A 14,149-nucleotide genomic window follows, 5' to 3' on the forward strand; every position below is an offset into this window, starting at 1 on the left:
ATAACAACCTAACAAACTGTAATTAAACAAGTTTTCAGCGAGATAAAAAGTTGGCTCAGTTTATGTATAAGACCGATTGCTAACAGATATTTTTAAAGCACTTGGAACTGGAAGCTAAGGAGCACAACAATGAACAAAACGCTGATCCTTGCCGCTGCAGCCAGTCTCTCATTTTCAGCCTGGGCCCAGAATGACAACAATAATTTTGGCCCGCTACCACCGCTGAAGATAGATACAGCTAAAGCCGAGCTCGGTAAACGTCTGTTTTTCGATACCCGTTTATCTGGTGACAGTATGATGTCTTGTGCATCATGCCATCAGCCGGACAGCGGGTTCGCCCACCCGGACGCCCTAGGCCCTGCCTATATCGGAAGCAAAGGCTTCCGCAACGTCCCGACTTTGATTAACAGCGCCTATAAAAAAACGTGGTTTCACGATGGCCGCATCGGTACCAACCTAAACGATGTCACCCGTGAAATGATCACTGAAGACTGGTTGATGAATATGGACATGCGCCTGATGCAGGAGCGCATCAAGCAAGATCCTGTTTATGTGGACATGTTCAAAAAGGCTGGCTATGGCGAACCTTCAAATGGCTCGGTACGAAAAGCCATTCCGGAATACCTGAAGACACTGACATCAACCGCAACCCTTTATGACAGCGGCAAAATGTCTGCCGAGGCTAATAAAGGCTTTGAGCTGTTCAAGGGCAAGGCAGGCTGCTCCGAGTGCCACAACGGGCCGTTGTTCTCTGACGGAAAACCCTACAACACCGGTGTACCTGAAAACTTTGATATTTTCCGTGACCCAATGCGCCACCAAACTTTCATTGCCTTCAATATGTTCATGGGTAACGAGAACTACATGAACTTAAAACGGGATGTGGGTGCCCATGTTCAGACTCACAAGGCAGACGGTTCCGATCTCGGCAAGTTCATGACCCCAACCCTGCGCGAACTGAAGCAAACAGCGCCTTACATGCATAACGGCATGCTGGCAACACTGGATGATGTCGTTGCCTTCTACAGCGCAGGTGGTGGCGAAGACAGCAATAAAGATGCACGCCTGAAACCTCTGAACCTGAGCAAACAAGAACAGCAATCGCTGGTCGCCTTCCTCACTGCCCTGTCGAGCAAGCCGCTCACTAGCGAGCAGCATGTCTGGAAGACTCAAGACTATAACTACCAGCCTATCGCCGACTGGCGCAACGCGAAAAATTAAGGAGGACAAGATGAAAAAAATGATAACCTTGTCTGCATGTACGGCTGCCCTGCTTATGGCCACAACACTACCCGCTTGTGCCCAGCAGGAAACCAACACGCCGACCGCCGAAGAGATTGCCGCGTCCTTATTGCCTGTCACGCTTGATGGCATCAGCTATCCAGCTCTGGCACCACTGGGTAAGGTACCCACACCAGCGGATAACCCAACCACGCCGGAGAAGGTCGAATTAGGCAAACTGCTATTTTTTGATGGCCGCTTAGGCGGTGATACCTCAAGCCCTTGCTCGGCTTGCCACAACCCGAACCTCGGCTGGGATTTCCCGGCAGATCTGTCTTTGGGCTACCCGGGCACCGTTCACTGGCGCAATAGCCAAACGATTATCAACTCCGCCTACTACGACAAGCTGTTCTGGGCAGGGTCCAGTAAGTCACTGGAAGGCCAGGCCAAGAGCGCTGCCAAAGGTGGCGTAGCCGGTAATGGCGAAGATGATATGATGGAAGCCCGCCTGGCGCTGGTACCGGATTACGTCGAACGCTTCAATAATGTCTTCGGTGATAACTATCCGAAGCTCGGCAACGCCTGGAAAGCCATTGCTGCCTTTCAACGCACCCTGGTTCAAACCGATACCCCGCTCGACAACTACCTAAAAGGCGACCAATCCGCCCTTAGTAAGCAACAGCTGCGTGGTAAGGCATTGTTTGAAGGCAAGGCTAAATGTATCGCTTGCCACAACGGCGCGCTAGCGTCAGATCAGAAAAACTACAACGTCGGGGTACCAACTAACTTACGCTGGGAGTCCGATCCACTCGCACAGATCACCTTCCGCTACGAGCTCTATGCCAAAGGCTCAAACGAGAAGATGTACCGCACCACCAAAGCCGATCCCGGGGTCTATTTCCGCGGCAAGCGTAAAGAGATGAAAGGAACATTCCGTACCCCTAGTTTGCGCTACACCAAGTACAGCGCCCCGTACATGCACAACGGTACGATTGCGACTCTTGAAGAGGTTGTCGAGTTCTATAACCGTGGCGGTATTGCCGCAGACGGCCGCACCACCGGCTTCCCGAAAACCAAGAGCGCACAAATCAAGCCATTGGGCTTGAGCGACAAGGAAAAAACCGATTTGCTGGCATTCCTCGACGCCTTCTCGGGCGACAAGATCACCATGGAATACCCACAGATACCGCCATACCAGCGTCTATTTAGCGAAGAAGAACTTGCGGAGGCGAAAAAATGATTTTTGACCGAATGAAGCGCAAGCAGAAAAAAGAAAGCGCACAGGAACACCGTAAATGCATGCTGTCTCGCCGCGAATTCTTGATGTATTCCGGTGCCGTGGCCGGCAGTGCCAGCGTAGTTTCTGTCACCCTGTTCCCGGGTACCGCCCAAGCCAGGCAGTCCCAGGCCCGTGTAGTCGGTTACCCTCGTACGCTGGTTGCCAAGCTCAGCGAGATGGAAACCAACGAGCCACTGTATTTCAACTACCCGGATGATGGCCCTAACTCCCGTGCCATCTTGGTTAAGATGGGCGTTCAAGCTGGTGGCGGGATCGGTGACAAGCAGGATGTTGTCGCTTTCTCCCTGATGTGCACCCACCAGGGCGGCCCGCTAGACGGCCAGTACAAAGTGGTTGGCGAACACCGTGTCCTAGGCCAGTGTCCATTCCACCTATCGACCTTTGATATGCGTCGCCACGGCATCATTGTCTCTGGGCAGGCCTATGAGAGTTTACCGCAGGTACTACTGGAGCAAGATGGTGACAACGTTTATGCCGTCGGCATCATGGGGCTGCTGTTTGGCCGAACCGACAATATCATCGCGATTCAGGAGGCATAATCATGACTACTAATTTCTACATCCCTGAAGATCATGCGCCGTTGCCGCCGACCAATGCCGAGGTTATTACCACTGCCTGCGATTATTGTATCGTGGCCTGTGGCTACAAGGTCTACCGTTGGCCCCTAGAGCAGCAAAACGGCGGCCAGTCCGCAGATCAAAATGCCTTTGGGATTAACTTCCCTAGTGCCCCCTTGCAGGCCTGGGTTGCCCCGGCACAGCACAATGTGGTGATGCACAAAGGCAAGCCCCACAATATTATTATCGTACCGGACAAAGACGCGGGCGCGGTCAACAAAACCGGTGACTCCTCGATGCGAGGCGGCCTGCTGGCACAGAAAGTCTACAATCCGGCAACGGGCACCCGCGACCGCCTGACCCAGCCATTGGTTCGTATTGGTGGTAGCCTGCAGCCTGTTCCCTGGGAGTTCGCGCTTGATATTGCCTCAGAAGTCGGCCGCCATGTAATAGACAAACACGGCACCAACGCCTACGGGGTAAAAACCTTCTCGTACCAGTACATCGAGAATACTTACGCCATCACCAAGTACGCCCTGCGCCATGTGAACACCGCCAACTTCTCGTTCCATGATACACCATCGGATGTTACCTCGACACCGGGCTTCCGCGATGCCGGTTTTGATAACTTCGGACCAAGCTACGATGACTGGGGCGCAGCCGATACCCTAATGATCTGCGGTACCGACCCGTACGAAACCAAGACTATCCTGTTTACCCAATACATCATGCCTGCCGTGCAGCGCGGTATGAAGACCATTATGCTCAACCCGCGGGAAACCGCAGGGATCGCCTACCTGAAAAAACACGGTGGCCTGCATATCGATCTGAACCCGGGCTCCGACAACCTAGTCCTTGGCGCCATTATCCGGGTGATCATGGAGAACGGCTGGCAAGATAACGAATGGCTGAAAAACTGGGTTAACAACAAATGGGAATCTAACTCCGGCTTCGGCCAAGGTACCCGTAATACACCATGGCAGTGGCGCACAACCTGGGGCAAATTCCAGACCAACGGCTTTGAAGACTACAAAAAATGGAACCTGGCCCAGAAAGAGTTCGACCCTAAATATGCAGCCAAAGTGGCTGGCATTGATGTCGCAAAAATCTACCAGGCAGCTGAAATGCTGGCGAAGCCGGTCGACGGACAGCGTCCGAAAACCTCAATTGGTATCGAGAAAGGGTTCTACTGGTCAAATAACACCGGTAACACCAACGCCATCTCGGCGCTGGCGACCATCATTGGTACCGGCGGCCGCGAAGGCCGTGTCATCGGTCGCTTTGGCGGCCACCAGCGTGGCGGGCAGTCTGGCGGTAAGCTACCGCGTAATAAGTCGCCAGAGAAAGTACCGGGACGCCGTCGCCGTGCTCTCGATACCGACCGCTACCTGTATTCCGGCCATACCCGCTTTGCCCATGTGATCGGCACCACCTGGATCCAGGCAATGTGTGGCAGCCAGGGGCTGCAGAAAAAATTCTGGGAATTGACGACAGCTAACCCGCATCAGGTTTACAGCTACGACAAACAGGAAATTATCGACACCTTGAAAAAGCGTGCTGATTCCGGCGGCATGGTGGTCATCAACCAGGATATTTACCTACGTGACCCTATCGGTGCCAAGTTTGCCGATATCGTCTTCCCGGCAGCAACCTGGGGCGAGGCCGACTTTATGCGTGCCAACGGCGAACGCCGCCTGCGCCTGTACCAGAAATTCAATGACGCCCCAGGCCAGGCACAGCCTGACTGGTGGATCATCTCCCAGCTGGCACGTCGCATGGGGTACGATGGTTTTGACTGGGAAAACTCCAACGATGTTGCCGAAGAAGCCTCGCGCTTTAGCCGCGGCAGCCGCAAAGATTTCCACATGATCAAAGTTGCCGCCCACGCAGAAGGTAAAACCCTGCACCAAAAGCTCAAGGAGTTCGGTACCACAGGGATCCAGGGGCCGGTGTTCTATAACTACGACACCAAGGAACTAGTCGGCACCAAGCGCCTGCATGATACCGAAATGACCACTGAAACTTTGGTGCAAAAAGGCCTGGCCAATGGGCCGCAAGGGGCAAACGTCCTCAAGAAGCAGCTCACGGCCTTCAACAGCCAGACCGGTAAGGTCAACCTGCAGAAACACCCATGGGGACTGTTCAGTGACTTCTACGAGTGGCTGCAGCCGAAAGACGAAGAGCTGTGGTTCTCAAACGGGCGGATCAACGAGATCTGGCAGTCCGGCTTTGATGATGTAGAGCGACGTGCCTATGTTATCCAACGCTGGCCGGAGAACTGGGTCGAGATCCATCCTGACGATGCCAAAAAGCGGGGAATTGAATCTGGTGATCAGGTGATGATGTACTCCGATCGTGTAGCCAACTTCAAAGACACCATTCTTGGCGTCCACAGCGATGACTTCCAGTTCAGCAAATTGATGGAAAACGGCCATATCAAGCTAGACAAGGCTGCCGTCACCGCTGTCGCCATCGTTACGCCAACGACCAAGAAAGGAGCCCTGTACGCCAATATGATCGACATGCGACAGCCATCAAACTCCCTGACTACCCGGGTTGTTGACCAGATCAGCGGCAACTACAACTACAAAATGGGCGTCGCCAACATCAGGAAGATTGGTGAGTCCAAGTACAAACATGAGTTCCGGGCATTCTCATTTGCGCCAAGGAATATCGTGTAAACGCAACGAGTTTGATGTGTTGGAAAAATAAGAAAAGGGGCTTCGGCCCCTACATATTTAGATTGGTATAAGGAGATCATAAATGAAGAAACTGCTCATTTTAATGGGTGCAGCCCTTTTCACCATGCCCGCCCTTGCTGGTGATATTGCGGCAGGTAAGGCCAAATCAGGCCTCTGTGTTGCCTGCCACGGTGTTAATGGCATCTCATCGGTGCCTATGTACCCGAACCTGGCCGGCCAGAAAGAAGCTTACTTAGCCAAACAGCTCACCGCATTCAAAAAAGGAGAGAGGAAAGATCCGGTGATGGCACCAATGGCCATGCCGTTAAATAATGCAGATATCGCCAACATTTCAGCCTACTATGCCAGCTTAAAGTAAATGTATCTTATCAATCACAATGGGTAACAACGACTACCCATTGTGATTGCCCTATCACTGAATGCTGACTTCAGCCCGATCAAGTAACCGCTGCATCTTGTCCTGTCCTCTACGACTTACACGCTTGAGCGCCGCTTCTCTGGCCTGTTCTAGGTTGCCAGATGGATCGCCAACGACAATCAATGCCACCATGCCATAGCGATGGTGGACTTTGCACTTGATGCCGTACACGCCCGGCTTATCGAACTTGATATCTGACACATTCTGATAAGAGATGGTGATCGGCTCAACGCCTTCAGGCAGCATCCCCTGGATACTGTGCGCGGTATGGGAACCGACAGTCCCTTCAAAGCGGACAGATTCTCCGGTATCTATCTCAACGTAATCAGGGATGAACTGATACATAGTGTCAATATCAGATGTTTTAATATCAAACACTTGCTTGATAACTTTGGTTTCCGCCTGGGCAAGTGGTGAGCAGGCCAGCAGCAGGAAAAACAGTGACAATACTTTCTTCATCTTGTTAGGTTCTCTTGTTATTGTTGTTAATGAGAACAATACACAATATCAGGCAGCTTAACCTTTACATGGATCATTAATTCAGCAGGGCAATCTCACAACAAGAGAGATTGACCGAGAAAATGATAAGCCTGCCATCTCAATCATCATTGAAGACACCAATAAATTGAAACAGCAGATATAAAAAAGCCCCGATTCAAATCGAGGCCCTTGATAATGTCAGTGCTTCGCTAAATGGAGAAATTACTCCGCAGCCGCTTCACCATCACGACGCTCTGCCGCTTCTTTTACCATTGGCTGCAGTTCGCCTTTCTGGAACATCTCAAGAATGATGTCACAACCGCCAACCAGCTCACCATCAATCCATAGCTGAGGGAAAGTCGGCCACTGGGCATAGGCAGGAAGTTCTGCACGAATATCTGGGTTTTGCAGAATATCGACATAAGCAAACTTCTCACCACATGCCATTAGCGCTTGAGAGGCCTGAGATGAAAAACCACAGCTTGGCAGTTTTGGTGAACCCTTCATGTACAACAGAATTGGGTTTTCAGCGATCTGTTGTTTAATCTTGTCGATAGTTTCCATAGCTTCCTCTTACGACACTTGCTTATAAGTTGAGTTTCACAGACATCATTCTACTTTGTCATGCCGAGGAAAAAAACGCCTATTATCTATATGGGTATTATAAATACCAAACTGAACAATTATCAGAGCCAATCAGAGCGCTGCCAGCCGTTTGAGAGCAACCCAAATTGATGAAGATATAGTAGCTCTACATCAAGACAATTTGGAGCAGTTATCAAGCGGCTGAAACGCTCCCGAAGGGCGAGTTGTTAAGGCCCAGCTCCTGTGTTGCTTGATTTTGATGGATATGAATACATCCGCAATCAAGCGCCTTGTATCTGGGCCTTTCCAAATCTCGCTGATAGGCCTGCTAATTATTTAGTTTGGTATTAGCTGCAGATCCCTCGCCGAAGTGCTATTTTTTAGTATATAGGGGTTTTAATAAAGTAAAAACTTGCTAAAATAGCTCAGCAATCACATTATGCCGCTATATCAATGCGTATAGTGACCTAATGTGATTGATATCAGTCAGTTTCAAAAAAATAAGTAGGCCTGAAGTCTACTGGAAGTAATGTCGTGGGGCCTGTCCCCTACAATCAAAATGGAGAACCGAGCAATGGCATTTGAACTACCAGCTCTACCGTACGCAATCAACGCTCTTGAGCCACACATCTCTCAGGAAACACTTGAATACCACCACGGCAAGCACCACAACACGTATGTTGTTAAGCTAAACGGCCTGGTTGAAGGTACAGACCTAGCTGAGAAGTCTCTGGAAGAAATCATCAAGACTTCAACTGGCGGCGTATTTAACAATGCAGCTCAAATCTGGAACCACACTTTCTACTGGCACTGCCTAAGCCCTAACGCAGGTGGCGAACCAACAGGTGAAGTTGCAGACGCAATTGTTAAGGCATTCGGTTCTTTCGAAGCATTCAAAGCGAAATTCACTGATTCTGCAATCAACAACTTCGGTTCTTCTTGGACTTGGCTTGTTAAGAAAGCTGACGGCTCTCTAGACATCGTAAACACATCTAATGCAGGCACACCACTAACAGAAGAAGGTGTTACTCCACTTCTGACTGTTGACCTGTGGGAGCACGCTTACTACATCGATTACCGTAACCTACGTCCTGACTACATGAATGCATTCTGGGCGCTGGTTAACTGGGAATTCGTAGCGAAGAACCTAGCAGCTTAATTCCGAAAAACTCAGATACATATTCTAAGCGCCTGCCTCTGTGCAGGCGTTTTTTTATTCCAAACCAAGCTATTAGCCCCCAAATCATAAGTCAGGACTATCAATTAAACAGGCACCCAGAAATCCGGCAAATGAGTCTAAATTATTTGTGCATTTCTAACGAACCCCTGACATTTCGCTCAAAAAATAAACGTAAAAATGCCGGAGCACAGATTAAAAGTAAGAAGATGCTCCTATGAATAAACGACCTATAAATAAACTGTTAGCCTCACTGCTTCTATTCACTTCAGCATTCTCGTTTGCCGAGACAGCTGAGATCCCCGTAACAGTCGAAGCGGTCAAATCCCGCACGTTTGATCTCCAGGTAGAAGAAGCTGGAAAGATCACTGCTACCGATTCCGCCAACCTGACTTTCAGCACCGGCGAAAAGATCAAGGCCATCTACTTCAGCGACGGTGATGCCGTCAAGAAAGGCAACCTCATCGCCGAGCTTGACAGTACCAAAGCCAAGGCCGACTTCGACAAAGCCAAAAGCTCACTGAACCTGGCCAAAACAAAACTGCTACGTACCCAGAACCTATTGAAAAAACAGCCTGACGCCCTATCACCACAGGATGTTGATGAGTTAAAAGAGCAGGTCAATCTGGCTGCGGCTGATTTTCGCCAAAAACAGGCAGTACTGCTCGACTATCAAATCATCGCTCCGTTTGATGGCCGCCTGACAACATTCAGCCACTCGGTGGGCAGCCACATCGATGCATCAAGTACATTGGTTAGCCTCTACCGTCTCGACCCGGTGAAAGTGAGCTATACCATCAGCCAGGATGATCTCGGCAAAGCCACCAAAGATCAGCCTGTACAAATCACTGTTGATGCCTTCGCGGACCAGACATTTAAGGGAGCGGTCAATTATGTCGCCCCTGCCGTTGATGAAAGCTCAGGCCGGGTTGAAGTCCACGCCCGCATAGCCAACCCTGAGCATGTTCTGGCACCCGGTATGTTTGCCAATGTGAAACACCGCCTGGCAAAGGGTAAGAAGCAACTGCTTATTCCGCAAAATGCGGTTGTTGCCAACAATGACGAGCGTTATGTCTGGCTGATCAAGGCTGGCAAGCCCGCTAAGCAGGCCATCAAACTCGGCCCAAATACCAATGATGGTTATGTCGTGGTTGAGCACGGACTAAAACAAGGCCAACAAGTCGTCACTACGGGCCAGCAAAAACTGGTAACCGATAGCACAGTCAAGGTGCTCAATAACCACCAGCCAGAGAAACCATCAACATCGGAGGAGAGCTAATGCGGTTACCTGAGATCTGTATTCGCCACCCGGTTTTTGCCTCGGTGCTGAGCATCGCCGTCATCTTGCTGGGCTTGCTGTCGTTTCAAAAATTGTCAATCCAGTATTTTCCGGAGCACAACACACCGACCGCCACAGTCAGTGCCAGCATAACTGGTGCCAGTGCCGAATTCATGTCGCGTAACGTTGCCGATAAACTGATTGATGCCGCCACCGGCATCGATAGTGTCGATACCATGACCACAGACTGCCAGGAAGGCAGCTGTACCCTGAACATTGATTTTGCCGACGATGTCGGTGACATCGAATATACCAACCTGATGAACAAACTGCGCAGCAGTGTCGAAGGGATCAGTGACTTTCCGCCAAGCATGACAGACAAGCCAACGGTCACTGATAACGCCTCTGATACCAGCTCTGCCAGTAACGTCATTACATTCGTCAATACCGGCGGACTAAAGCAGCAGGAAATGTACGATTACATTAGCCAGCAACTTGTCCCGCAATTTCGTCATATTCAGGGCGTCGGTAGTGTCTGGGGACCGTACGGCGGCTCGTCAAAAGCGGTACGTGTCTGGCTCAAGCCCGAACGTATGATGGCGCTTAACATCAAGACAGCCGATGTCGTCGGTACGCTCAGCTCATACAATGCCAGCTTTACTGCCGGTACTATCATGGGCGAGGCCCGTGATTTCTCAATCAACCCAATTAACCAGGTGGAAAATATCGATGATGTCCGCGATCTGGTGATCCGGGTCGACAACGGGCAGGCTATTCGAGTCAAAGATATTGCCGATATTGTCATGGGCGAGGAAAGCCTCACGCCAAGTATCCTGACTATTGATGACAAGCAGGCAATGTCGATCCAAGTCTTGCCACTACGCAGCGAAAACCCGGTCACCGTCGCCGAGCGGGTAAAAGAAGCCATCGACCAGATGCAAAGCCAGTTGCCTGGCGGCATTGAAATGACAATGGTGTACAACCAGGCTGATTTCATCCAGGCAGCCATTGATCAGGGCTTCTCGACGCTGGTCGAAGCCGTCGTGCTGGTTTCTCTGGTTGTCGTTTTATTTCTGGGATCGTTCCGGGTTGCCTCTGTTCCGATCATCACCATCCCGGTCTGTGTCATTGGTGTCTTTGCCGTGATGGCCTGGCTCGGCTTTAGTATCAACGTACTGACTATCCTGGCAATTATTCTGGCTATCGGTCTGGTGGTTGATGATGCCATCGTGGTGGTGGAGAACTGCTACCGTCATATTGAAAATGGCGAAACGCCTCTGAATGCAGCGTTGAAAGGCAGTAAAGAGATCATATTCCCGGTGATCGCAATGACACTGACATTGGCTGTGGTGTATCTGCCTATCGGAATGATGTCTGGTCTTACCGCCGATCTTTTTCGTCAGTTTGCTTTTACCCTCGCAGCCGCAGTGATCATTTCTGGTATGGTCGCACTGACCTTGTCACCGATGATGAGCGCCTATTTAATCAAGCCTATCGACAGCCAGCCCAAGTGGTTTGCCAAGGTCGATAACATCCTAAACAAGCTGGCCGATAGCTACGCCCGCGAGCTCGGCAAATGGTTCAACCGCAAACGTGTTATGGTGGCTATCGCACTGGTATTGGTTGGTGCGTCCGGCGCCGCCTATATGACCCTACCCCAGGTATTGCTACCAACCGAAGACTCAGGGTTTGTTGATGTAACCTCAACGGCACCGACTGGTGTCGGTCGGCAATACCACCTGAAGCATAATGAAGAGCTCAACAGCGTGATGGCGGATAGCGAAGCTATCGAAGCTAACCTTTCTTATATAGAAGGCACCCCGACTAACCATGTCCTGCTTAAACCATGGGGAGAGCGTACCCAGACGGCCGACGAGCTGATTGCCGAACTTATCGATAAGGCCAGTAGCAGCGTATCTGCCTATAGTATGTCTTTCTCGGTCCGTGCTGCCGATAACCTCAATGTCGCCAACAACCTGATCCTCGAGCTGACAACGGTTGACCGCAATACCGATGCACTAGGCAATACAGCAGACACAGTCACGCAATTGCTGGAGGAGTACCCCGGGGTTACCAATGTCAAAAACTCGGTACTTAGGGATCAGCTTAACTACGATTTATCGATTGACCGTAATGCCATTATCCTGTCCGGGGTGAACTACAGCGATGTAACCGATGCCCTATCGACATTCCTGGGCTCAGTGAAGGCGGCCGATATGCAGTCGGAAGATGGCTTTACCTACCCTATTCAAGTGCAGGTCAACCGTGAGGCGCTGGGTAATTTCAACGTACTGGATAAACTGTACGTCAGCTCCGAGTCAGGGCAAACACTGCCCTTGTCTCAGTTTGTCACCATCAAGCAGACCACGGCAGAGTCGAGCTTCAAAACCTACATGGGCAAAGACAATGCCGAGATCACCGCCGATCTCATGCCGGGCTATACCGCCAGTGACATCAAAGCATATATTGACCTGGAGGTGCCTAAGCTGCTGAAAGAGGCGCAAGGTTATGCCTATAACGGTGTCGTCAAGGAACTAAATGATTCCCAGGCAGGCACCCAGCTCCTGTTTCTGCTGGCACTGGTCTTTATCTACCTGATCCTGGCCGCCCAGTTCGAGAGCTTTGTTGACCCGCTGGTGATCATGCTAACGGTTCCACTGTGTATCGTCGGGGCGCTGCTGACTCTGACGGCATTTGGCCAAAGCATGAATATCTACTCCAAAATAGGCTTGCTGACCTTAGTCGGGCTCGTCACCAAACACGGGATCCTACTGGTGGAGTTTGCCAATGAAAAACGCAAACAAGGTATGCCTGCTATCGAGGCTGCACTGGACAGTGCCCGCTCCCGCCTACGCCCAATCCTGATGACCTCGCTGACCATGATCCTTGGGGCATTACCACTGGCACTCGCATCGGGGCCTGGCTCGTTGGGGCGTATCAATATCGGCCTGGTGCTGGTCGGTGGGCTGGTTGCTGGTACCTTTTTCTCGCTGTTCGTCGTTCCAGTCGCGTATGTGGGGATGGCCAAGCTCAAGGAAAAAGACATTTTGGCCATTGTGAGGAAGTCGAACAGGCCTCAGCTGTCACAGTAGGTACTCCTAGGCTACTCCAATACAAAAAAACGCCTGTAGCAGAAGCTACAGGCGTTTTTATTGGAAGCGGTTAACTATTACTGCTTCTCGGCCAAAATAATACGCAACGTACGACGCAATGGCTCGGCAGCGCCCCACAATAGCTGATCACCAACCGTAAATGCATTGAGGAAGTCATCACCCATTGCCAACTTACGCAGACGGCCTACCGGAACAGACAGCGTGCCTGTAACCTTGGTCGGGCTTAGTTCCTGAACCGTCACATCACGGTCGTTAGGGATCACTTTCACCCAATCATTGTGAGCAGCAATGATCTCTTCGATTTCATCCAGCGGAACATTTTTCTTCAGTTTCAGAGTCAGTGCCTGGCTGTGGCAGCGCATCGCACCAATACGGACACAAGTACCATCAATTGGAATTGGGCTATTGTCCAAGCCAAGGATTTTGTTGGTTTCTACCGAGGCTTTCCACTCTTCCTTGCTTTGGCCATTTTCACGTTTGACGTCAATCCAAGGGAGCAGGGATCCCGCCAGCGGAGCACCAAACTCTTGCGCCGGGAAGTCAGCCGAACGCATCGCGTCAGCCACCTTGCGGTCAATATCTAGAATTGACGTTGCCGGGTTGGCCATTTCGCTAGAAACCGCATCGTTAATCACCCCCATCTGGCTGATCAGCTCACGCATGTTCTTCGCACCTGCACCCGATGCTGCCTGATAGGTTTGAGAAGTCATCCACTCAACCAAACCAGCCTGGTATAGGCCACCCACAGCCATCAGCATCAAGCTGACAGTACAGTTACCGCCAGTAAAGGTATTGGTACCAGAGTGAATACCCTGTTTGATCTGCTCGAAGTTCACCGGATCAAGGGCGATAATCGAGTCTTCTTTCATCCGCAATGTAGAAGCGGCATCAATCCAGTAACCTTTCCAGCCTGCCTGACGTAGTGCCGGGAAAACCTTCTCGGTATAGCTACCACCCTGGCAGGTAATAATCGCATCAAGTTTCTTCAGGCTCTCGATATCGAAAGCATCATGGAGCACACCAGCATCTTTACCAAAATTAGGTGCCGGAATACCGACTTGAGAAGTAGAAAAGAAAACTGGCTCAATAACGTTGAAGTCCCCTTCTTCAACCATTCGCTGCATCAGCACCGAACCAACCATACCACGCCAACCAACCAGACCAACTTTCATCATTGTTACTACACTCCCTGTTCAGAATTTTATCTTCGACATACCAATTGGCAGAACTATCTGGCCACGCTGCTCTCTACACAAGCAGCAGATAGTTATGCCCACTGGTATTACTCCCATCTATAGAGATTTAGGCGGTGAAAAA

General features: G+C 50.8%; 11 protein-coding genes. 8 read left to right on the top strand and 3 right to left on the bottom strand.

From position 1 onward, the window contains the following. The first annotated feature begins 129 nt into the window (after positions 1-129). The 5 genes from AC51G0_RS13430 (at position 130) to AC51G0_RS13450 (ending at position 6,138) form a co-directional block, all read left to right on the top strand. Positions 130-1,221, top strand: coding sequence for a cytochrome-c peroxidase (locus AC51G0_RS13430; RefSeq protein WP_496299086.1), 1,092 nt, complete (start codon positions 130-132; stop codon positions 1,219-1,221). A 10-nt stretch (positions 1,222-1,231) separates the two neighbouring features. Further along, positions 1,232-2,461, top strand: coding sequence for a cytochrome-c peroxidase (locus AC51G0_RS13435; protein WP_496299088.1), 1,230 nt, complete (start codon positions 1,232-1,234; stop codon positions 2,459-2,461). 11 nt (positions 2,462-2,472) lie between these two features. Further along, the gene (locus AC51G0_RS13440; RefSeq protein WP_496301950.1) at positions 2,473-3,060 is read left to right on the top strand and encodes an arsenate reductase (azurin) small subunit; all 588 of its coding nucleotides are present in this window, start codon (positions 2,473-2,475) and stop codon (positions 3,058-3,060) included. Between the two features lie 2 nt (positions 3,061-3,062). After that, positions 3,063-5,759: an arsenate reductase (azurin) large subunit gene (locus AC51G0_RS13445; RefSeq protein WP_496299090.1), complete on the top strand. Its 2,697-nt coding sequence runs from the start codon at positions 3,063-3,065 to the stop codon at positions 5,757-5,759. A gap of 82 nt (positions 5,760-5,841) precedes the next feature. Continuing rightward, positions 5,842-6,138, top strand: coding sequence for a c-type cytochrome (locus AC51G0_RS13450; protein WP_496299091.1), 297 nt, complete (start codon positions 5,842-5,844; stop codon positions 6,136-6,138). Between the two features lie 54 nt (positions 6,139-6,192). On the opposite strand, the gene AC51G0_RS13455 is transcribed toward AC51G0_RS13450, so the two are convergent. Then, the gene (locus tag AC51G0_RS13455; protein ID WP_496299093.1) at positions 6,193-6,657 is read right to left on the bottom strand and encodes a plastocyanin/azurin family copper-binding protein; all 465 of its coding nucleotides are present in this window, start codon (positions 6,655-6,657) and stop codon (positions 6,193-6,195) included. Between the two features lie 243 nt (positions 6,658-6,900). After that, positions 6,901-7,242, bottom strand: coding sequence for a Grx4 family monothiol glutaredoxin (locus AC51G0_RS13460; protein ID WP_496299094.1), 342 nt, complete (start codon positions 7,240-7,242; stop codon positions 6,901-6,903). A 595-nt stretch (positions 7,243-7,837) separates the two neighbouring features. Between AC51G0_RS13460 and sodB the strand changes: the two genes are divergently transcribed. The 3 genes from sodB to AC51G0_RS13475 all read left to right on the top strand — a co-directional run bounded on the left by sodB (position 7,838) and on the right by AC51G0_RS13475 (position 12,811). Continuing rightward, positions 7,838-8,422: a superoxide dismutase [Fe] gene (gene sodB, locus AC51G0_RS13465; protein ID WP_496299095.1), complete on the top strand. Its 585-nt coding sequence runs from the start codon at positions 7,838-7,840 to the stop codon at positions 8,420-8,422. 235 nt (positions 8,423-8,657) lie between these two features. Beyond that, entirely contained in the window at positions 8,658-9,719 is a 1,062-nt protein-coding gene (locus AC51G0_RS13470; RefSeq protein WP_496299096.1) for an efflux RND transporter periplasmic adaptor subunit, read from the top strand. Continuing rightward, entirely contained in the window at positions 9,719-12,811 is a 3,093-nt protein-coding gene (locus AC51G0_RS13475) for an efflux RND transporter permease subunit (protein WP_496299098.1), read from the top strand. The genes AC51G0_RS13470 and AC51G0_RS13475 overlap by 1 nt, the downstream gene beginning before the upstream one ends. Positions 12,812-12,888: 77 nt before the next feature. Here the strand turns inward: AC51G0_RS13475 and asd are convergent, their stop codons facing one another. Next, positions 12,889-14,004, bottom strand: coding sequence for an aspartate-semialdehyde dehydrogenase (asd, locus tag AC51G0_RS13480; RefSeq protein ID WP_496301951.1), 1,116 nt, complete (start codon positions 14,002-14,004; stop codon positions 12,889-12,891). Positions 14,005-14,149 lie beyond the last annotated feature (145 nt).

It is taken from the genome of Photobacterium sp. HL06, assembly GCF_059552575.1.

Coding starts and splice junctions, on each gene's coding strand:
- AC51G0_RS13470 (WP_496299096.1), top strand. CDS start 8,658: ATGAATAAACGACCTATAAATAAACTGTTAGCCTCACTGCTTCTATTC.
- AC51G0_RS13475 (WP_496299098.1), top strand. CDS start 9,719: ATGCGGTTACCTGAGATCTGTATTCGCCACCCGGTTTTTGCCTCGGTG.
- AC51G0_RS13460 (WP_496299094.1), bottom strand. CDS start 7,242: ATGGAAACTATCGACAAGATTAAACAACAGATCGCTGAAAACCCAATT.
- asd (WP_496301951.1), bottom strand. CDS start 14,004: ATGAAAGTTGGTCTGGTTGGTTGGCGTGGTATGGTTGGTTCGGTGCTG.
- sodB (WP_496299095.1), top strand. CDS start 7,838: ATGGCATTTGAACTACCAGCTCTACCGTACGCAATCAACGCTCTTGAG.
- AC51G0_RS13430 (WP_496299086.1), top strand. CDS start 130: ATGAACAAAACGCTGATCCTTGCCGCTGCAGCCAGTCTCTCATTTTCA.
- AC51G0_RS13435 (WP_496299088.1), top strand. CDS start 1,232: ATGAAAAAAATGATAACCTTGTCTGCATGTACGGCTGCCCTGCTTATG.
- AC51G0_RS13445 (WP_496299090.1), top strand. CDS start 3,063: ATGACTACTAATTTCTACATCCCTGAAGATCATGCGCCGTTGCCGCCG.
- AC51G0_RS13455 (WP_496299093.1), bottom strand. CDS start 6,657: ATGAAGAAAGTATTGTCACTGTTTTTCCTGCTGCTGGCCTGCTCACCA.
- AC51G0_RS13450 (WP_496299091.1), top strand. CDS start 5,842: ATGAAGAAACTGCTCATTTTAATGGGTGCAGCCCTTTTCACCATGCCC.
- AC51G0_RS13440 (WP_496301950.1), top strand. CDS start 2,473: ATGAAGCGCAAGCAGAAAAAAGAAAGCGCACAGGAACACCGTAAATGC.